20 protein-coding genes and 1 pseudogene are annotated in these 19,365 nt (G+C 70.3%); 9 read left to right on the top strand and 12 right to left on the bottom strand.

Annotated elements, in window-relative coordinates:
* The first annotated feature begins 264 nt into the window (after positions 1–264).
* Complete coding sequence (locus JL475_RS26450; RefSeq protein WP_202280442.1) at positions 265–1,872, top strand: sodium-dependent transporter; 1,608 nt, start codon at positions 265–267, stop codon at positions 1,870–1,872.
* Positions 1,872–2,009, top strand: coding sequence for a methionine/alanine import family NSS transporter small subunit (locus JL475_RS26445; protein ID WP_109378792.1), 138 nt, complete (start codon positions 1,872–1,874; stop codon positions 2,007–2,009). The genes JL475_RS26450 and JL475_RS26445 overlap by 1 nt, the downstream gene beginning before the upstream one ends.
* A gap of 95 nt (positions 2,010–2,104) precedes the next feature.
* On the opposite strand, the gene dusB is transcribed toward JL475_RS26445, so the two are convergent.
* Positions 2,105–3,283, bottom strand: coding sequence for a tRNA dihydrouridine synthase DusB (gene dusB, locus JL475_RS26440; protein ID WP_272932974.1), 1,179 nt, complete (start codon positions 3,281–3,283; stop codon positions 2,105–2,107).
* 97 nt (positions 3,284–3,380) lie between these two features.
* On the opposite strand from dusB, the gene JL475_RS26435 reads away from it, so the two are divergent.
* Positions 3,381–4,826 (top strand): MFS transporter, encoded by a 1,446-nt coding sequence (locus JL475_RS26435; RefSeq protein ID WP_202280441.1) that lies wholly within the window; start codon positions 3,381–3,383, stop codon positions 4,824–4,826.
* A 148-nt stretch (positions 4,827–4,974) separates the two neighbouring features.
* Here the strand turns inward: JL475_RS26435 and JL475_RS26430 are convergent, their stop codons facing one another.
* Positions 4,975–6,357, bottom strand: coding sequence for a glycine--tRNA ligase (locus JL475_RS26430; RefSeq protein ID WP_202280440.1), 1,383 nt, complete (start codon positions 6,355–6,357; stop codon positions 4,975–4,977).
* A 160-nt stretch (positions 6,358–6,517) separates the two neighbouring features.
* On the opposite strand from JL475_RS26430, the gene JL475_RS26425 reads away from it, so the two are divergent.
* From JL475_RS26425 to JL475_RS26410, 4 genes are all read left to right on the top strand, one after another.
* Positions 6,518–7,495, top strand: a complete 978-nt coding sequence (locus tag JL475_RS26425; protein ID WP_202280439.1) for a metal ABC transporter substrate-binding protein — start codon at positions 6,518–6,520, stop codon at positions 7,493–7,495.
* A 44-nt stretch (positions 7,496–7,539) separates the two neighbouring features.
* The gene (locus tag JL475_RS26420; protein WP_202280438.1) at positions 7,540–8,310 is read left to right on the top strand and encodes a metal ABC transporter ATP-binding protein; all 771 of its coding nucleotides are present in this window, start codon (positions 7,540–7,542) and stop codon (positions 8,308–8,310) included.
* A gap of 3 nt (positions 8,311–8,313) precedes the next feature.
* Positions 8,314–9,216, top strand: coding sequence for a metal ABC transporter permease (locus JL475_RS26415; protein WP_202280437.1), 903 nt, complete (start codon positions 8,314–8,316; stop codon positions 9,214–9,216).
* Between the two features lie 71 nt (positions 9,217–9,287).
* A complete protein-coding gene (locus tag JL475_RS26410) occupies positions 9,288–9,710 on the top strand; it encodes a Fur family transcriptional regulator (RefSeq protein WP_202280436.1) in 423 nt (140 codons plus the stop codon).
* An 18-nt stretch (positions 9,711–9,728) separates the two neighbouring features.
* Here JL475_RS26410 and JL475_RS26405 read toward each other — a convergent pair whose 3' ends face one another.
* The 8 genes from JL475_RS26405 to JL475_RS26370 form a co-directional block, all read right to left on the bottom strand.
* Positions 9,729–10,091 carry a hypothetical protein gene (locus JL475_RS26405; protein ID WP_202280435.1) on the bottom strand — a complete coding sequence of 121 codons (363 nt, stop codon included), beginning with the start codon at positions 10,089–10,091 and terminating at the stop codon, positions 9,729–9,731.
* Positions 10,088–10,612: a YcxB family protein gene (locus tag JL475_RS26400; RefSeq protein WP_202280434.1), complete on the bottom strand. Its 525-nt coding sequence runs from the start codon at positions 10,610–10,612 to the stop codon at positions 10,088–10,090. Before JL475_RS26400 ends, JL475_RS26405 begins: the two co-directional genes overlap by 4 nt.
* A 31-nt stretch (positions 10,613–10,643) precedes the next feature.
* Positions 10,644–11,483, bottom strand: coding sequence for an isoprenyl transferase (locus JL475_RS26395; protein WP_202280433.1), 840 nt, complete (start codon positions 11,481–11,483; stop codon positions 10,644–10,646).
* A 49-nt stretch (positions 11,484–11,532) separates the two neighbouring features.
* Complete coding sequence (gene recO / locus JL475_RS26390; protein ID WP_202280432.1) at positions 11,533–12,279, bottom strand: DNA repair protein RecO; 747 nt, start codon at positions 12,277–12,279, stop codon at positions 11,533–11,535.
* Positions 12,280–12,374: 95 nt separating this feature from the next.
* Positions 12,375–14,435: a glycoside hydrolase family 3 N-terminal domain-containing protein gene (locus JL475_RS26385; protein ID WP_202280431.1), complete on the bottom strand. Its 2,061-nt coding sequence runs from the start codon at positions 14,433–14,435 to the stop codon at positions 12,375–12,377.
* 84 nt (positions 14,436–14,519) lie between these two features.
* Complete coding sequence (locus JL475_RS26380) at positions 14,520–15,491, bottom strand: LacI family DNA-binding transcriptional regulator (RefSeq protein ID WP_307825167.1); 972 nt, start codon at positions 15,489–15,491, stop codon at positions 14,520–14,522.
* A 265-nt stretch (positions 15,492–15,756) separates the two neighbouring features.
* Positions 15,757–15,972 (bottom strand): hypothetical protein, encoded by a 216-nt coding sequence (locus tag JL475_RS26375; RefSeq protein ID WP_202280429.1) that lies wholly within the window; start codon positions 15,970–15,972, stop codon positions 15,757–15,759.
* Positions 15,969–16,187: a hypothetical protein gene (locus tag JL475_RS26370; RefSeq protein WP_109378993.1), complete on the bottom strand. Its 219-nt coding sequence runs from the start codon at positions 16,185–16,187 to the stop codon at positions 15,969–15,971. The genes JL475_RS26375 and JL475_RS26370 overlap by 4 nt, the downstream gene beginning before the upstream one ends.
* A gap of 126 nt (positions 16,188–16,313) precedes the next feature.
* On the opposite strand from JL475_RS26370, the pseudogene JL475_RS26365 reads away from it, so the two are divergent.
* Both JL475_RS26365 and JL475_RS26360 read left to right on the top strand, forming a co-directional pair.
* Positions 16,314–17,147, top strand: a pseudogene (locus JL475_RS26365) (helix-turn-helix transcriptional regulator).
* Positions 17,129–17,344, top strand: coding sequence for a DUF397 domain-containing protein (locus JL475_RS26360; protein WP_202280428.1), 216 nt, complete (start codon positions 17,129–17,131; stop codon positions 17,342–17,344). The pseudogene JL475_RS26365 and the gene JL475_RS26360 overlap by 19 nt, the downstream one beginning before the upstream one ends.
* 70 nt (positions 17,345–17,414) lie before the next feature.
* On the opposite strand, the gene JL475_RS26355 is transcribed toward JL475_RS26360, so the two are convergent.
* The gene (locus tag JL475_RS26355; RefSeq protein WP_202280427.1) at positions 17,415–18,884 is read right to left on the bottom strand and encodes an aldehyde dehydrogenase family protein; all 1,470 of its coding nucleotides are present in this window, start codon (positions 18,882–18,884) and stop codon (positions 17,415–17,417) included.
* A gap of 30 nt (positions 18,885–18,914) precedes the next feature.
* On the bottom strand, positions 18,915–19,355 hold the full coding sequence (locus tag JL475_RS26350) for an aquaporin (protein ID WP_202280426.1): 441 nt from the start codon (positions 19,353–19,355) through the stop codon (positions 18,915–18,917).
* Between the last annotated feature and the right edge of the window lie 10 nt (positions 19,356–19,365).

Below are 19,365 nucleotides of genomic sequence, written 5' to 3'. Positions count from 1 at the left end.
GCATGCGGCTCGCCTCCACCAACTCAAACCAGCATCCCCACCAACCTACGCCCCGAAAGAGGAACCCTGCACTAGGACCCTGGTCGGCAGGGCAACGGCACCACCGGTCCGGTCAGCCGCGCGACCCGCACGTGACCTCGGACGACACCGCGTGCCGGGCCCGGCGGCAAGGAGTGTGACCGTTGTCCGGAGACCTCTGTTCACCAGGCGTTCCTGTTGCTAGCGTGCCGCGCTACGCAAAAAAATGACCAAGGAACCGTGATCATGTCCAGTCCTTCCCGTGAGCAGTGGGGAAGCCGCGCAGGCTTCCTGTTCGCCGCGATCGGATCGGCGATCGGCCTCGGCAACATCTGGCGCTTCCCCGCCGTTGCCTACGAGAACGGCGGCGGGGCCTTCCTCCTGCCGTATCTCGTCGCACTGCTGACCGCCGGTATCCCGTTGCTCGTCCTCGAGTACTCGATCGGCCACAAATACCGGAAGTCACCCCCGGCGGCCTTCCGCAAGCTGTCCAGACCCGCGGAGATGATCGGCTGGTGGCAGGTCGCGATCTGTTTCGTGGTCGCCGCCTACTACGCCGTCATCCTCGCCTGGGCGGTGCGCTACATCGGTTACTCCTTCGGCGAGCAGTGGGGCAACGACGCCAACGCCTTCTTCTTCGGCGACTTCCTCCAGGCCGCCGAGCAACCCGGCGTCATGTCCTCCTACGTCGACGGTGTGCTCTGGCCGCTCATCGCGGTCTGGGTGGTCGTCCTCGTCATCCTGGCGCTCGGCATCCGCAACGGGATCGAGAAGGCCAACAAGTTCTTCATCCCGCTGCTGGTGCTCTTCTTCGTCGTCCTGGTCGGCCGCGCGCTCACGCTCGACGGCGCCGGCAAGGGACTGGACGGCCTGTTCCGGCCGGACTGGTCGGCGCTCGGCGACGGCAGCGTGTGGGTCGCCGCGTACGGGCAGATCTTCTTCTCGCTGTCCATCGGCTTCGGCATCATGATCACGTACGCCTCGTACCTGCGGAAGCGCTCGGACATCACCGGCTCCGCGATGGTCGCCGGCTTCGCCAACAGCGCCTTCGAGATCCTCGCGGGCATCGGTGTGTTCGCCACCCTCGGCTTCATGGCCGCGGCCCAGGGCGTCGGGGTCAACGAGGTCGCGAGTTCCGGCATCGGCCTGGCGTTCGTGGCGTTCCCGACGGTCATCTCCCAGATGCCGATGGGCGCGCTGTTCGGCGTGCTGTTCTTCGCCTCGCTGGTGCTGGCCGGCCTCACCTCGCTGATCAGCATCGTCCAGGTCGTCATCGCCGCCGTGCAGGACCGCACCGGTATGCGCCGGGTCCCGGCGGTCCTGGGCGTCGGCGGGGCCATCGCCCTGGTGTCGATCCTCGTCTTCCCGACCGACAGCGGCATCTACCTGCTGGACGCGGCGGACCACTTCATCAACCAGTACGGCATCACCCTCGCCGCGCTGGTCGTGCTCGTCGTCGTGGGCTGGCTGCTGCGCCGGCTGCCCGCCCTCCAGAAGCACGCCAACGACATCTCCACGATGCGGCTCGGCCGCTGGTGGCTGATCTGCCTCGGCGTCGTCACCCCGCTGGTGCTCGGCTGGATGATGGTCGACAGCCTGCGGGCGGAGTTCGCCGAGAACTACGAGGGCTACTCGACGGAGTTCCTGCTCTGGGCGGGCTGGGGCGTCGCCGCGGCGGCGCTGCTCGTCGGCGTGGTCCTCAGTCTGGTGCCCTGGCGCTCCGCCGACTCCGAAGCCGCCGAGGAGGCGGACTCCGAGGCGGGCACGGGGGCCGGCGCGAAGGTCGATCCGGTCCCTGCCGTGGAGGCGGGCGCAAGCACCGGCTCCGACGCGCCGGAAGGGGGGAAGAACTGATGTCGACGAGTGCGATCATCATGCTGGTCGTGGCCATCGTGATCGTCTGGGGCGGTCTGGTGGGCGCCATCGTCCACCTGCGCCGCCATCCCGAGCGTCCCGAGGAGGACGCGGCCCCGGCGCAGCCGACCGCCTGAGCGGTCCGGACACACCTGTACGGCGCCGTCGTACGGCTCTGTTCCGCGGGGAGCAGAGCCGTACCGCTCCCGAACCCGTCGTCGAGCGGCGCCGATCAGCCGCCGGACGTGTCGAGTTCGGCGTCCTCGCCGACGCCCGCGCACTCGTACGGGTCCTTCAGCCAGCCGTCCGGCAGCGCCACCCGGTTGTTGCCGGACGTACGGCCGCGGGGGCCGTCCGCGCCGGTCGGCCAGGGCTGGTCCAGGTCCAGCTCGTCCAGCCCGGAACGCAGCTCTTGGAGCGAGGAGGTGATCGCGAGCCGCTTGCGCATCTCCGAGCCGACCGCGAAGCCCTTCAGGTACCAGGCGACGTGCTTGCGGAAGTCGATCACCCCGCGCGACTCGTCCCCGATCCACTCCCCGAGCAGGGTCGCGTGCCGGACCATGACGTCGGCGACCACGCGCAGCGTGGGCCTGCGGAAGTCGTCCCGGCCCTCGAAGGCCGCGACCAGGTCGGCGAACAGCCACGGCCGGCCCAGGCAGCCGCGCCCCACCACGACGCCGTCGCAGCCCGTCTCGCGCACCATCCGCAGCGCGTCGTCGGCGGACCAGATGTCGCCGTTGCCGAGCACGGGGATCTCCGGCACGTGCTCCTTCAGCCGGGCGATGGCGTCCCAGTCGGCGGTGCCGCCGTAGTGCTGGGCGGCGGTGCGGCCGTGCAGGGCGACGGCGCTCACGCCCTCCTCGACGGCGATGCGGCCGGCGTCCAGGTAGGTCAGGTGGTCGTCGTCGATGCCCTTGCGCATCTTCATCGTGACCGGCAGGTCCCCGGCGCCGCTCACCGCCTCGCGCAGGATGGACCGCAGCAGGTTCCGCTTGTAGGGCAGGGCCGAGCCGCCGCCCTTGCGGGTCACCTTCGGCACCGGGCAGCCGAAGTTGAGGTCGATGTGGTCGGCGAGGTCCTCCTCCGCGATCATGCGGACGGCCTTGCCGACGGTCGCCGGGTCGACGCCGTACAGCTGGATCGAACGCGGCGTCTCGCTCGCGTCGAACCTGATCAGCTGCATGGTCTTCTCGTTGCGTTCGACCAGCGCCCGGGTGGTGATCATCTCGCTGACGAACAGCCCCTTGCCGCCGCTGAACTCCCGGCACAGGGTGCGGAAGGGCGCGTTGGTGATCCCGGCCATGGGAGCCAGCACGACGGGCGGTCGGACCGCGTACGGACCGACCGTCAGGTTCGAGTGGTCCGGCCGGTTCGACGGGGGCTGGGCCGGGGTGGGCGTGGGCGTGGGCATTCCCCCATTGTCCCGCATCCGGAGAGCTGCCCGGCACGACACATGTGCAGCAGTCATTAGTTAACCGCACTATCGAACCGCGCGTACGATGGAACCCATGCCCGAGCTCAGCCCGCGCCGACGCCTCCTCGTGCTCGCGATCTGCTGCATGAGCCTGCTCATCGTGAGCCTGGACAACACGGTGCTGAACGTCGCCCTGCCGTCCCTCCAGAGGGACCTGCACGCGAGCACCGCGGGCCTCCAGTGGACCATCGACGCGTACACCCTCGTCCTCGCCTCGCTGCTGATGCTCGCGGGCTCCACGGCCGACCGGATCGGCCGCAAACGGGTCTTCATGGCGGGGCTGGTCGTCTTCACCCTCGGCTCGGTGCTGTGCTCGCTCGCCCCGAACCTGGACTCGCTGGTCGCCTTCCGCATGGTGCAGGCGGTGGGCGGTTCGATGCTCAACCCGGTCGCCATGTCGATCATCACCAACACCTTCACCGACCCGCGCGAACGCGCCCGCGCGATCGGCGCGTGGGGCGCGGTGGTCGGCATCTCGATGGCGGCGGGCCCCCTGGTCGGGGGCCTGCTGGTGGACTCCGTCGGCTGGCGCTCCATCTTCTGGATCAACCTGCCGGTCGGCCTCGCCGCCCTCGCCCTCACCCTGCGCTTCGTCCCGGAGTCCCGCGCCCCCGAGGCCCGCCGCGCCGACCCGGTGGGCCAGCTGCTGGTCATCGTCCTGTTCGGCTCCCTGACGTACGCGATCATCGAGGCGCCGCACGCGGCGCCCTCCACCACCGCTCCCTTCGCCCTCCTCGCACTGGTGGCCCTGATCGCCCTGCTGATCTACGAGTCCCGCCGCCACGAACCCCTGATCGACCTGCGGTTCTTCCGCTCGGCACCGTTCAGCGGGGCCACCGTGATCGCGGTGAGCGCGTTCGCCGCGCTCGGCGGGTTCCTGTTCCTCTCGACGCTCTACCTGCAGAACGTACGGGGCCTGAGCGCCCTGGACGCCGGCCTGTGGATGCTCCCCATGGCCGTCCCGACCTTCCTGTGCGCCCCGCTCTCCGGCCGTCTGGTCGGCAGCCGGGGCCCCCGGCTGCCGCTGCTGATCGCGGGCGGCGCGCTGACGGTGAGCGGGCTGCTCTTCGCCCTCTTCGAGGCCGAGACGTCCGACGTCACGCTGTTCACCGGGTACGTCCTGTTCGGCGTCGGCTTCGGCTTCGTCAACGCCCCCATCACCAACACCGCCGTCTCCGGCATGCCTCGCGCCCAGGCCGGGGTGGCCTCGGCGGTGGCCTCCACCAGCCGGCAGCTGGGCCAGGCGCTCGGGGTCGCGGTGGTGGGCGCGGTGCTGGCGGCGGGGGTGGGCTCCTCGTCGTACGCGGACAGCTTCGTGTCGGCGGCGCGGCCCGGCTGGTGGATCCTCACCGTGTGCGGGCTAGCGGTGCTGGTGGTGGGCGCGGCGACCTCCGGCCGCTGGGCCCGTGCGACCGCGCGGCGGACGGCGGAGCGGCTGGAGTCGGCGGAGATCCGCGAGGCGGCCGGCGTGGACGCGTAGCCGCGCCCGGTTCCTGCCCTGGCTCAAGGCGGAGGAACATCCGGCCCGGGCCCACCGGGCGACGGTGGACCCCACGGAACGTGAACCGCCCCGGGCGGCGCGGGAAGCGCTGCCCGGGGCGGTTCGACGGAGTCGAGGTGCTACGACGTCAGCAGCCGATCAGGCGGCTCGCCAGGTAGCCCTCGATCTGGTCGAGGGAGATCCGCTCCTGCTTCATGGTGTCGCGCTCGCGCACCGTCACCGCGTTGTCGTCCAGGGTGTCGAAGTCGACCGTGACGCAGAACGGCGTGCCGATCTCGTCCTGGCGGCGGTAGCGGCGGCCGATGGCACCGGCGTCGTCGAACTCGATGTTCCAGTGCTGCCGCAGCGCCTGGGCGAGGCCCTTGGCCTTCGGCGACAGCTCCGCGTTGCGGGAGAGCGGGAGCACCGCGACCTTGACCGGGGCCAGGCGCGGGTCGAGGCGCAGCACCGTGCGCTTCTCCAGCTTGCCCTTGGCGTTGGGCGCCTCGTCCTCGACGTAGGCGTCGAGGAGGAAGGCGAGCATCGCCCGGCCGAGACCGGCCGCCGGCTCGATGACGTACGGCGTCCAGCGCTCGCCGGCCTCCTGGTCGAAGTAGGAGAGGTCCTGACCGGAGGCCTTGGAGTGGGCGCCGAGGTCGTAGTCGGTGCGGTTGGCGACACCCTCCAGCTCGCCCCACTCGCTGCCGCCGAACTGGAAGCGGTACTCGATGTCAGCTGTGCGCTTGGAGTAGTGGGAGAGCTTCTCCTGCGGGTGGTCGTACCACCGCATGTTCTCCTCGCGCATGCCGAGACCGGTGTACCAGTTCCAGCGCTGCTCCATCCAGTATTCCTGCCACTGCTCGTCCTCGCCCGGCTTGACGAAGAACTCCATCTCCATCTGCTCGAACTCGCGGGTGCGGAAGATGAAGTTGCCGGGCGTGATCTCGTTGCGGAAGGACTTGCCGATCTGGGCGATGCCGAACGGCGGCTTGCGGCGCGAAGCGGTCTGCACCTGGGCGAAGTTGGTGAAGATGCCCTGGGCGGTCTCGGGGCGCAGGTAGGCGACGGAGCCGGAGTCCTGGGTCGGGCCGAGGTGGGTGGAGAGCAGACCCGAGAACTGCTTGGGCTCGGTGAACTGGCCCTTGTTGCCGCAGTTCGGGCAGTTGACGTCGGCGAGGCCGTTCTCGGGGGCGCGGCCCTTCTTCTCCTCGTACGCCTCTTCCAGGTGGTCCGCGCGGAACCGCTTGTGACAGGCGGTGCACTCGGTGAGCGGGTCCGTGAAGGTGGCGACGTGACCGGAGGCGACCCACACCTCGGGGGCCAGGATCACCGACGAGTCGATGCCGACCACGTCCTCACGCGAAGTCACCATGTAGCGCCACCACTGGCGCTTGAGGTTCTCCTTGAGCTCGACACCCAGCGGCCCGTAGTCCCAGGCGGCACGCTGGCCGCCGTAGATCTCACTGCAGGGGAATACGAAACCTCGGCGCTTGCTCAGGCTGACGATGGTGTCGATCTTGTCGGCGGCCACAGTGCTCTCTTCATTACGACGTCGGGCGACGAAGCGAGATTGCTTCCAGCGAAGTTCCCAGGCTACCGGCGGGCCCTGCCCCTGGACCAATTAGGGGCCTGCCACAGGCCTCCGCCCACCTTGTTGACAACGGTTTCCATTTTTGTTGAAAATGGGTGTCATGAACGTACGACGACGCCTCATACCCGCGGCTGCGGCGACCGCGGTCACCGCAGCCGCCCTCGGCACCCTGTCCGCCTGCTCCTCCGGCAGCAGCGCGGCCGTGGGCAACACCGACAGGTTCGACGTCGTCGCCTCGTTCTACCCCATGGCGTTCCTCGCCGAGCAGATCGGCGGCGACCATGTGAACGTCACCAGTCTGACCCAGCCCGGCCAGGAGCCGCACGACCTGGAGATCAGCGCCAAGCAGGCCGCGCAGCTCGAGGAGACCGACGCGGCGCTCTACCTCAAGGGCCTGCAGCCCACCGTCGACGAGGCCATCGGCCAGTCCGGCGTGCGGACGAAGATCGACGCGGCCACGCTGACCTCCCTCGACCACGACGCCGGCGGCCACGGCGACGAGCACGGGCATGACGACGACCACGGGCATGACGACGGGCACAGCCACAGCCACGACGGCCAGGACCCCCACGTCTGGCTCGACCCGGTCAAGTACGCCGAGATCGCCGAGGGCGTCGGCAAGGCCTTCCAGAAGGCCGATCCCGACCACGCCGCCGACTACAAGAAGAACACCGAGGCCCTGGTCGGCAAACTGAACGACCTCGACGCCGAGTTCGAGGCCGGCCTCGAGCACCGGAAGACCGACGTCTTCGTCACCACCCACGCCGCCTTCGGCCACCTCGCCGCGCGCTACGGCCTGACCGAGGAGGCCATCAACGGCCTCGACCCCGAGTCCGAGCCCAGCGCGGCGCGCGTGAAGCAGCTCACCGAGACCGCCAGGGCCGACGGGGTGACCACCGTCTTCTACGAGACGCTGATCAGCGACCGGACCGCGAAGACCGTCGCCCGCGACGCCGGACTCAAAACGGACGTCCTCGACCCGCTCGAGGGCATCACCGACAAGTCCCGCGGCGACGACTACTTCCAGGTCATGGAGTCCAACCTGCGGTCCCTGCAGACGGCGCTGGGCGCCAAGTGACCGACTCGAACCCACCGGAGGGACCGCAGCATGAGGACGGCAGCATGAGCACCGAGCCCGTCATATCCCTGCGCGGTGTCCACGCCGAGCTCGGCTCGCGCCCCGTCCTGCGCGGCATCGACCTCACCGTGCACCGCGGTGAGGTGGTCGCCCTGCTCGGCGCCAACGGCTCCGGCAAGTCGACGGCCGTGCGCAGCGTCATCGGCCAGGTGCCGGTCGGCGCCGGCGAGGTCGAGCTGTTCGGCACCCCGCAGCGCCGGTTCCGCGACTGGGCGCGCGTGGGGTACGTACCGCAGCGCACCACGGCCGCGAGCGGCGTGCCCGCCACGCTGACCGAGGTCGTCTCCTCCGGCCGGCTCTCCCGCACCCGCTTCGGCGTGTTCCGCAAGGCCGACCGCGAGGCCGTGCACCGCGCCCTGGACCTGGTCGGCATGGCGGACCGGGCGAAGGACTCGGTGGACGCCCTCTCCGGCGGCCAGCACCAGCGGGTCCTGATCGCCCGCGCGCTCGCCGCCGAACCCGAGCTGCTGATCCTGGACGAACCGATGGCGGGCGTCGACCTGGCCAGCCAGGAAGTGCTCGCGAAGACACTGCGCGAGCAGGTCGCGAAGGGCGCCACCGTCCTGCTCGTCCTGCACGAGCTGGGTCCGCTGGAGCCCCTGATCGACCGGGCGGTCGTGCTGCGCGACGGCTGCGTCGTGCACGACGGCCCGCCCCCGAAGGCGGTCGGCCAGCACGCCCTGCCCGGCCACGACCACGTACACCCGCACGCACCCGCGGGCGTCGAACCGATCCGCACCGGACTGCTGAGCTGATCCATGGAAATCCTGAACTACGCCTTCATGCAGCGGTCGCTGCTGGCAGCCGTCCTGATCGGCATCACCGCCCCCGCGGTCGGCATCTACCTCGTACAGCGCCGCCAGGCCCTCATGGGCGACGGCATCGGACACGTCGCGATGACCGGCGTCGGCCTCGGCTTCCTGCTCTCCTGGTCGCCGGTGTGGATGGCGGCCCTGGTCTCCGTCCTCGGCGCCGTCCTCATGGAGCTGATCCGCTGGTACGGCAGGACCCGCGGCGACATCGCCCTCGCCATGCTCTTCTACGGAGGCATGGCGGGCGGTGTCATGTTCATCAACCTTGCCCCGACCGGGTCCAACGCGAAGCTCACCTCGTACCTCTTCGGCTCCCTGTCGACGGTCTCCGAGTCCGACGTCACGGCCATCTGCCTGCTGGCCGCCTTCGTCGTGCTGGTCACCCTCGGTCTGCGCCGCCAGTTGTTCGCGGTCAGCCAGGACGAGGAGTTCGCGCGGGTCACGGGCCTGCCGGTGCGGTTCCTGAACCTGCTCACCGCCGTCACGGCGGCGGTCACCGTCACCGTCGCGATGCGCGTGGTCGGCCTGCTGCTGGTGAGCGCGCTGATGGTGGTGCCCGTCGCCGCCGCCCAGGCGCTCAGCCGCAGCTTCGCCGCCACCTTCGCCATCGCCGTCGCCATCGGCGTGACGGTGACCATCGGCGGCACGGTCACCTCGTACTACCAGGACGTGCCGCCCGGCGCGACGATCGTGCTGCTGACGATCGCCGCGTTCATCGTGCTGACCGCGCTGGCCACCCCGCTGGCCCGTCGCCGCGCCCGGCCCCTGGCCGCCGCACGGCCCGCCCCGGACCCCGCGGAATGCGCGGTCCCGGCCGGCCGGGGCGCCACCGGCAAGGCCGACGCCTGACTGCTCCCGGCCCGGATCTTCCCCGGACTGGCACAATGGCCGCGGCAGAGTCGGACGTGAGGAGGAAACCGGTGACCACCGCTGGACCGCCCGTGAAGGGCCGCGCCACCAGGCAGCGGGCCGCTGTGGCGGCTGCGCTCCAGGATGTCGACGAGTTCCGCAGTGCGCAGGAACTGCACGACATGCTCAAGCACAAGGGCGACTCGGTGGGGCTCACCACGGTGTACCGCACCCTGCAGTCCCTCGCCGAGGCCGGCGAGGTCGACGTGCTGCGGACCGCCGAGGGTGAGTCCGTCTACCGCCGTTGCTCCACCGGCGAGCACCACCACCACCTGGTCTGCCGCACCTGCGGCAAGGCGGTCGAGGTCGAGGGCCCGGTCGTGGAGACCTGGGCGGAGGCCGTCGCCGCCGAACACGGCTACGTCAACGTGGCCCACACGGTGGAGATCTTCGGCACCTGCGCGGAGTGCGCGGCGGCCGACCGCGACGACTGAGACCGCGGCGGCGGCAGCTCAGGGCAGCATGTCGCCGCGATTCACGCAGTGGTAGGAGCCGTCGTCGTTCCGCCCCACGCTGTCGTGGGACCAGCAGTGCAGCATCGGCGCGAGCGTCCAGATCCGCACCGCCATGAGAACACCGAGGACGACGACGGCGCCCCACCCCGCGTACGACCGTCGCCCGGCCAGTGCCAGTCCGCCTGCGGCGAGCAGCGCCGCGAACACCAGCAGGTACACGGCAACCGGCGCCAGGTTCTCCCGCAACCCGGGGAACGACTCCATTTCCACCGTGCTGCCGAAGCCCAAGAGCACGGCGAACCCCGCGAAGGCGAAGACGGCGGCCGCCGCGCACCCGCGGGCGGCGCGGGCGGCCGTCATACGCGGGAGAGGTTACGGTCGAGCAGGACCCGCAGGCGCTGTGCGTCCTCTTCGCCGCGCAGACTGCGCATGGGCAGCACCTCCAGCACCAGGATGTTCGGGTCGCGGCTGAGCAGTACCAGATGGTCGCGGGTCTCGCGGTAGCCGCGGAACAGCGACCAGCGCTGCACCAACGTGGTGTGCTCGGTCTCGACCGTGATCCCGGCGTCGGTCACCGTGGTGCGGTACTCGCCCTGCCACGAGATGGCCCGGAACACATGGTTGGCCTGGATGCGGGGGGCGCCCCAGATCAGGACTGCGGTCAGCAGGGAGAGGGCGGCCAACGGCGCGGCGTCCGCACCTCCGAACGCGGTGAACGCGGCGAACCCGGCGAACAGCACGGCGAACGTCCACCGCACCGGCGCCAGCCGGCGAATGCGGTCGCGGACCTGGATGGCCCGGAGGATGTCGGTGCGTGTCGGCCGGAAGGCCGACTCGACGGCGTCGCTGTCCTGCATGATGTCCCGCCCCTGGTGAACCATGGGCGGAACCCTAACGTCCCGCGGCCCGGCGTCAGCTGTCAGGCTGCTTGCCCTCCATGGCCAGCAGCTCCTCGTTCGGGATCGCGCCGCCGAAGCGCCGGTCGCGGGAGGCGAACTCCAGGCACGCCCGCCACAGGTCCCGCCGGTCGAAGTCCGGCCACAGGACGTCCTGGAAGACCATCTCGGCGTAGGCGCTCTGCCACAGCAGGTAGTTGGACGTACGCTGCTCACCGCTCGGCCGCAGGAACAGGTCCACGTCCGGCATGTCCGGGTAGTACAGGTAGTTCTGCAGGGTCTTCTCGGTGATCTTGGCCGGGTCGAGGCGCCCCGCCTTCACGTCCTCGGCCATGGCCTGCGCCGCGTCGGCGATCTCGGCGCGGCCGCCGTAGTTCATGCAGAAGTAGAGCGTGAGCCGGTCGTTGTCCTTGGTCTGCTCCTGGGCGATCTGGAGCTCCTTGGCCACCGACTTCCACAGCTTGGGCATCCGGCCCACCCAGCGCACCCGGATCCCGAGTGCGTCCAGCTCGTCGCGGGACTTGCGGATGAAGTCCCGGTTGAAGTTCATCAGGAAGCGCACCTCGTCCGGCGAGCGCTTCCAGTTCTCGGTGGAGAAGGCGTACAGCGAGATGGCGCCCACGCCCATCTCTATCCCGCCCTGGAGCACGTCCAGCACCCGCTCGGCGCCGACCTTGTGCCCCTCGGTGCGCGGCAGGCCCCGTTCCTTGGCCCAGCGGCCGTTGCCGTCCATGACGATCGCCACGTGCTTGGGGACCAGCTCACCGGGGAACTTCGGGGGCCGCGCGCCGGAGGGGTGCGGTTCCGGCGTCTTGTACTCCCGGCGCTGACGCCCCAGGAACCCGCGTACGGCCATGTGCTTCCTCGTCTCCCTCTAGCTGGTTTCTGGTTACTTCTCGACGTATTTACTTCTCGACGTACCGGAGTGAGCGCAGCCCGCGCTCGAGATGCCAGTGCAGGTAGGCGGAGACCAGCCCGCTCCCCTCCCGGACGTGCCGCTCCTCGCACGCGTCCGCGGTCTCCCAGTCCCCCGTCAGCAGCGCGCCGAGCAGTTCCAGGGCCTCCGGCGAGGGTACGACGCTGCCGGGCACCCGGCAGTCGGCGCAGACGGAACCTCCGGACCCGACCGAGAAGAACCGGTTCGGTCCGGGCATCCCGCACCTCGCGCAGTCCCCGAAGCTCGGGGCGTAGCCGTTGACGGCGAGGGAGCGCAGCAGGAACGCGTCGAGGACGAGATGCGGTGCGTGCTCGCCGCGGGCGAGGGTCCTGAGGGCGCCCACGAGCAGCAGGTACTGCTGCACGGCCGGCTCGCCCTCGTTGTCGGTGAACCGCTCGGCGGTCTCGAGCATGGCCGTTCCGGCGGTGTAGCGGGCGTAGTCGGTGACGATCGGGCCGCCGTACGGCGCGATGGTCTCGCTCTGGGTGCACAGCGGGAGGCCGCGCCCGATCAGCTCGCTGCCCTTGGCGAAGAACTGCACGTCCACGTGCGAGAACGGTTCGAGGCGGGCGCCGAACTTGGACTTCGTCCGGCGCACGCCCCTCGCGACGGCGCGTACGCGTCCGTGACCGCGGGTGAGCAGCGTGATGATCCGGTCCGCTTCACCCAGCTTCTGGGTGCGCAGCACGATGCCGTCGTCGCGGAACAGACTCATGCCCCCATTCTCGCGTACGCCCGACGCTCCCCCGTCACGCGGTCAGGGCCCGTCCGGCGGACCGTGCCGGACGGGCCCGCCGGACGGTCAGGCGGTCACTCGTGGCTCAGGCCGAAGCCGTAGGCGTAGGTGTCGCCCGCCGCGTTCTCGTACGCGTAGTCGTACCCCTCGTCGTAGCTGGGCACGTCCGAGGCGTTGCGCTCCACCGCCGCCTTGTCCGCCGGGATGCCGAACGGCAGCTTGCCGGAGGGGTCGAACCGTCCCCGGATCACGTCCAGGGCGGCCTCGTGCGAGGTGTGGAAGGTGGCCAGGACCGCGTCGGCTCCCGGCTCGATCTCGTGGATCAGCCAGGGATTGACCATGTCGACGTTGAGGACGACGGTCCCGATCTGCTCCTGGAGGGCCAGGATGCGCTCGGAGTCGATGCCGGTGTCGGAGTCCTTCGTCAGCTCGATGGACGGCCCGTCGTCCTCCGTGTCGTCCTCGCTCCAGGCCAGGCTCGGCGCCACGTGGAGGTAGGCGTGGGTCGCGTCCGCCGGGTCGTCGACCAGGGTGACGGCCGGGTCGTACTCGCGGATCAGCTTGCGCAGCGCCGCCGTCTGCGTGTCGGCGTCGCGCTCCTGGAAGACCTCCACGTAGAGTTTGACGCCGCCGACCCGGTCGTCGGTGATCGGGAGCACCTTCCGGTCGCCTCCCGCGTCGTCGTTGCGCAGCAGCACCACGGACTTGCGGTGCGCCTCGTCCGCCCTGGCCTGCGAGGCGGGGTCGTCGGCGATGCGCTGCGCGCGGTCCGGGTCGGTGTAGGGGTTCTCGAACAGGCCGAGGTCGAACATCTCGGTGAGCAGACGGGTCACCGACCGGTCGATCTGCTTCTTCGTCACCAGGCGTTTCTCGATCGCTTCGAGCAGCGGGGCCACGTCGGTGCCGCCGGAGAACAGGTTCGTACCGGCGTGGACCGCCTTGGCGTACTGCTCGGCCTCGGAGAGGTGCTCGACGCCCCAGGCCCGGTCGCCGATGATGCCGGTGTCGGAGTTGATGTAGCCGTCGAAGCCCATCTCCTCGCGCACCAGGTCCTGCAGGATCGGCCTGTTGAAGGCGAAGCCGACCTCCTCGAACTGCTGGTCCTCGGTGTACCAGAGCTTCTTCGGCAGCTGGGGCGCGCTGCCGTCGTTCTCCGGGCGGGCGTAGTACGGCATGATCGACGTGGTGCCGGCGTCGATCGCGGCCTGCACGGGCGGCAGGTGGTACTTCGCCAGGCTGCCCGCGGTCGGGTACTCGTTGGTCTGGCCCCACGCGTGGTGCGGGTCCTTGCCCTCGACCCGGGGACCGCCGCCGGGAGCGTGCTTGGTGGTCTGCGCGACACTGTGCGGACCGAGCTTCCCGCCCTGGAAGCCCTTCACCACCGCGCTGATCATGTCCGCCGCAAGCTGCGGGTTCTCGCCGAACGTGCCGTCGGTCCGCGTCCAGCGCGGCTCGGTGGCGAGGTCGGCCATGTACATGTAGCCCTTCTGGATGCCGACGGCGCGCCATTCCCTGGCGGCGATCTGCGCGAACTCCCGGACGAGTCGGGGGTCACGGGTGGCGGCCAACCCCAACTCTCCCGGCCAGGTGGATAGTTGCCCACCGGCCTCCGCGTGGCCGATGGTGCGGCTGGGATTCACATGGTTGCGGGGGTTGGAGGTCATCACGACCGGTATGCCGAGCCGCGACGCCTCACCCAGTTCCTGGAACTCGTTGTTGCGCTGCGCGAGGTCCCTCGGCTCAGGGTCGTCGCGCACGATGAAGTAGCGCAGGTGGTCCTCACCGAGCACGGTGCGGCTCGTGGTGTCGCTGAAGGTGGAGATGAGCATCATCCCCGCCTTCTCCTCCGTGGTCATCCGCCCGACGAGGTCCTGTGCGCGGCTCTTCGCCGGCAGGCGCCAGTTCTCGTACGGGTCCACGCGGCCGTTGTCGTTGAGGTCGCGGAACCGGTCACCGCCCCGGGTGAGGACGTCCTTGACCCTGCTCTCGACGGAGGGCGCCTTCCCGCCCTGCGCGGCGGCTCCGGCGGCGGTCGCCGGGCCGTGCGGGACGAGCGCCAGCGGGAGGACGGCCGCCAGAGCCAGCCCCACCCTCCGGGCGATTCCGGCATTTCCGGCATGCGGAGACGAACGCATTGCTGAACTCCTTGTCATGGGGTGACGAGTGCCGGTCACGACCGCGGCGGCTGCCCGTACGCGGTCGGCGGTGGTGGGGCCCGTCTACTCCTTCCCGGTCGGGCTGCCGGTGGAGTCGCGCACGACGAGGTGCACGGGCAGCTCACGGCGGTGGGCCGCCGGCTGCTCCGGGTCCCGCAGACGGTCGAGCAGCAGGTCGACCGCGGCCCGGCCGACCTCCCGCGCCGGGACCTGGACCGTGGTCAGGGCGGGGTGGGCCATGCCCGCCATCGGGATGCCGTCGATGCCGACGACGCTCAACTCCCCCGGAATGCGGACGCCCCGGGCGTGCAGCCGCGCCAACAGGCCCAGGGCCATGGTGTCGTTGTACGCGACCACGGCGGTGGCGCCGGAGGCGACCACCAGGTCGGCCGCCGCCACACCGCCGTCGTAGTACGGAGGGAACTGCCCCACCTCCGCCAGCTCCAGCCCCAGCCGCGCCGTCGCGGCCCGCAGGCCCGCCGTGCGCCGACGGTTCGACCACGACGCGGGCGGACCACCGACCCAGGCGAGCCGGCGATGCCCGAGCGCCGCCAGATGCTCGACGCTCTGCCGCATGCCGTCGGCGTTGTCCACGGTGACCGCGGGTGTCCCCGCCACCCGGCGGAACACCGTGACCAGCTCGGTCTCACCGGCCAGTCGCGACAACTGCTCGTCGTCGGTCCGGGGCGCGCACAGGATGACACCGTCGACCTGTTTGGCCAGCGCGCGGACCAGGTCCCGTTCGGCCGCGGCGTTCTCGTCGGTGTCGGCGATGAACACCGCGTAGTCCGTCTCGCGGCCTCGCGCCTGGACCGCCTTGATCACGCTGGGGAAGATCGGGTTGAGCAGGTCGGGCACGACCAGTCCCACGTTGCCCGTACGGCCGGTGATCAGGCCGCGTGCGGCCCGGTTGGGCGCGTAGCCCAGGCGGGCGGCCACGGCGCGCACCCGCTCCCGCGTCGCCGGAGCGACCAGCTCCGACATGCCCAGCGCGCGGGACACGGTGGCCGGCGAGACCCCCGCTGCCTTCGCCACATCCCGGATCGTTGTTGGCACGTGACCCTCCGATCTGCGTGGAGGGAGTCTGAAATCCTTTGTAGGCCCGGGTCAACACATGCGTCGTAGAAACTTCTAACACTTTCACAGGAACGGGAAACAGCGCAGGTCAGCGAGGTGCCCGACAAAGCATCGAACCAACTCGGAAGTCCTGAAACCGTTTTCATCACGTTTCATTTGTTTCATCGCCCGGAAGTCGACGGGGCCCGGTCCGCACCAGACCCCGCGTCCCTGCGTTCCTGCGTCAGGCCAGTTCCCCCCGGCTGCGCGCGTTGGCGTACGCGGTCGCCGCGCGCAGCCGTTCGGCGGGGGTCGCCCGGCGCAGGGCGAGCGGCTCGGCGTCCCACTCCCGGCCGCCGCCGTACGGTCTCAGCTGGACGTAGGGCCCCTCGTGCCCCATCACGATGCCGATCCGCTCGGTCCGGGTGTCCACGACGTACACGCCGACCGGCGGTCTCATCGCGCCGCCGCGGCCATCGCGGCCGCGATGCGCCGTGCGGTGTCCACGGAGCACCGCCCCAGGTCGACGAGCGGACAGGGCGCCTCCCGCGCAAGACTCACCGGGTCCAGCCCCAGTGACGGCAGGGTAATTCCGGTCTTCGCGAGTAACGCCCGCAACTCTTTCACCACTTCCTCCGCTTCTTCGACGCAGAGCGCCGAGTGTTGCGCCTTCACCCTGATTCCCTTCTTTTCGGCATTCACGCTTCCAGTCCTTGAGGTGCCCGCCGGAACCTACACTCGGAAGGGGGTTGCAGCCTACAAATAACGGGCTGTGAAAAGAGCTTGAGAAAGGGGCCAGCAATGGCCAACGGTTCACGCCAAGCGGCATGGGCGTTCTTCGGCGCGGAACTGAAGCGACGCCGGGAGGAATCAGGGTTCGCGCAGGTGGAGCCGGGCGCACGGGTGTTCGTCTCCGGCAACTACATCGGCTAATTCGAACAGGCTATTCGAAAACCCCAACTGGACGTGGCCCAGCGGATCGACGAGACCCTGCAAACCGACGGTATTTTCGAGCGGCTGCACAGGAAGCTGATCGACGATCGCCGGTATGCGGATTACTTCGTAGAGGTCGTGGAGCTGGAGAGGCCGGCGACAAAGATCTGCGAGTTCGCACCCACACTGGTGCCGGGCCTCCTCCAGACGGCGGCATACGCCCAATCGGTAACCGCGGCAGCCAACCCGTTTGTCACCAATGAGTACGTTGCGGAAAAGGTCACCGCTCGCTTGGAACGGGCGAGCATCCTCAGGGACGCAACACGCCCCGAGTATTGGGTCGTTCTGCACGAGAACACGCTGCGCATGCCCGTAGGCAGCCGGGAGGCCATGGCTGAACAGTTGGAGCACATCGCGCTGCTGATGCGTGAGCGTCACGTGGTGGTGGCGGTGCTGCCGTACTCGGAAGGAGCCCACCCCTCCATGGGCGGGATGCTGGCGCTCATGGACTTCGACGACGCGCCGCCCATCGCCTATACAGAGACATCGTTTTCGGGAACATTGGTCGATGACCCGGCCGTGGTGAAGCGGGCGCAGCGCGCATACGATCTGCTCAGGGTCGCCGCGTTGTCGCCGGAGGCGTCCCTCGCCTTGGTCGAGTCGGCGGCGGAGGACTTCAGACGATGCGCGAGTACGACCTGAGCAACGCTCGCTGGCGCAAGAGCAGCCACAGCGGCGGCGACGGGGCAGAGTCCTGCGTCCTGGTCGCCGACGGCGTCCCCGGTGTCGTCCCCGTCCGGGACAGCAAAGTGGCCGACGGGCCCGTGCTGGTGGTCCGGGCGGCGGCCTGGACGGAGTCCATAGGCACCGTCACCGAGGGGCGCCCGGCCCGGGGGTGAACCCCGGACGAACACGCCCGTCGCCCGGACGGCCGGCGAGTCCGCTGCCGGCCGCCCGGACACCGATCCGTCAGATCGGGAAGCGCGCGTGTCCCACGGCCTGCGCGGTGACCCAGCGCGTGTCGGTGAAGGCCTCGGCGCCCGCCTGCCCGCCGAAGCGGCCGTAGCCGGAGCTCTTCACGCCGCCGAAGGGGGCCTGCGGTTCGTCCGCGATGGACTGGTCGTTGACGTGCACGATGCCCGTACGCAGACGGCCGGCGACCTCCAGCCCCTTCGCCAGGTTCTCGGTGATGACGCCCGCGGTCAGCCCGTACGGAGTGTCGTTGGCGAGCGCGACGGCCTCCTCGACGCTGTCGACCACATGGACCACGGTCGCCGGACCGAAGATCTCGTCGTAGTAGACCTTCATCTCCTGGGTGACCCCGGTGAGGACGACCGGGCGGATCAACGTGCCCGGCTCCTCGATCTCACCGGTGCCTGCGGCCAGTTCGGCGCCCTGGGCGACCGCGTCCGCGACGAGCGCCGAGATCCGGCGTGCCGCGACCGCGCTCACGACCGGACCGACCGCTGTGCCCGGGTCGCTCGGATCGCCGTACGGCAGTGCCTGGACGCGGGCGGCGAACTTGGCCGTGAACTCGTCGGCGACCGCACGGTGGACGACGACCCGGTCCACACACATGCAGATCTGCCCCGCGTTCATGAAGGAGCCGAAGACCGCGGCGTCCACCGCGTAGTCGACATCCGCGTCCTCCAGCACCAACAGGGCGTTCTTGCCACCGAGTTCGAGCACGGCGGGCTTGAGGTGCCGGGCGGCCTGGACGCCGATGGCACGGCCGACCTCCGTGGAACCGGTGAAGTTGACCATACGCACCCGGGGGTCGGCGATCAGTGCGGAGACCACCTCGGCGGCGTCGGCGCGGTCGTTGGTGACGACGTTGAGCACGCCCGCGGGCAGCCCCGCCTCGTGCAGGACGTCCGAGATCAGCAGACCGCAGGCGATCGGCGCGTCCTCGCTGGGCTTCATCACCACCGTGTTGCCCATCGCGATCGGCACGGCGACCGCGCGGACGCCGAGGATGACCGGCGCGTTCCACGGAGAGATCGCGGCGATCACCCCCTTGGGCACCCGCACCTGCGCGGAGTGGACGCCGTCGGCGTTGGTCGCGAGGGTCTGCCCGGTCGGGCGGCTGACCTCGGCCGCCGCCTCCAGCAGGATGTCGGCGGCCAGGTGGGCGTTGAAGCCCGCCCAGGCCGCGACGCCGCCGACCTCCGTCGCCATCAGTCGTACGACCTCCTCGGTGCGCTCGGCCATCAGCTGTGCGGCGCGCAGGAAGATCCGGCGGCGTTCGGCCGGCTTGGTCGCGGCCCACGTCTCGAACGCGGCGTCGGCGGCGTCCACGGCACGGCGGACGTCGTCCGGGGTGCCTGCGGCGACCTCTGCGCAGACGGCGCCGGTCCAGGGATTGATGTCGGATGCGGTGCGGCCGGAGGAGGCGGGGACCTCCTGGCCGTTGATGATCAGTCCTCGGGAGATGGACACGAGTGCTCCTGTACAGGGGGACGTGAGGGCTCAGGCCTCGGCGGGTGAGGGGGCGGCGGCCCGGCGGCCGCGCAGGGCGCGGTGGGCGAGGCCGACCAGGGCCGGGGCGGCCAGCGGCGCGATCATGTAGTTCCAGAAGTGCTCGTACGTACCGGAGAGCAGGGCCGGACCGAGGGCGCGCGCCGGGTTGATGCTCGCGCCGGTCACGGTGCCCAGGGTCGCGATGACCACGCCCACGCCGACGCCGATGACCGCCGGGATCAGCGCCCCCAGAGCGGGTCTGGTCATCACCAGCGCAACCGTGACGAAGACCGCGGCGAGCGCGGCTCCCTCGATGAGGAACAGTTCGACCGCACCGGTCCCGGGTGCGGGGTGCACGGCTCCGTGTCCGACCTGGCGCACGGCCCCGCCCCACACCAGCCCGGCCAGCGCGGTCCCGGCGATCGTCCTCGACGGCTGCGACGCACGCATCGTCGGCAAG

Source organism: Streptomyces sp. M2CJ-2, assembly GCF_016757295.1.
GTDB lineage: Bacteria > Actinomycetota > Actinomycetes > Streptomycetales > Streptomycetaceae > Streptomyces.
Note: the sequence above shows the minus strand (reverse complement) of the source record. Positions and strands in the feature narration are given on the sequence as shown.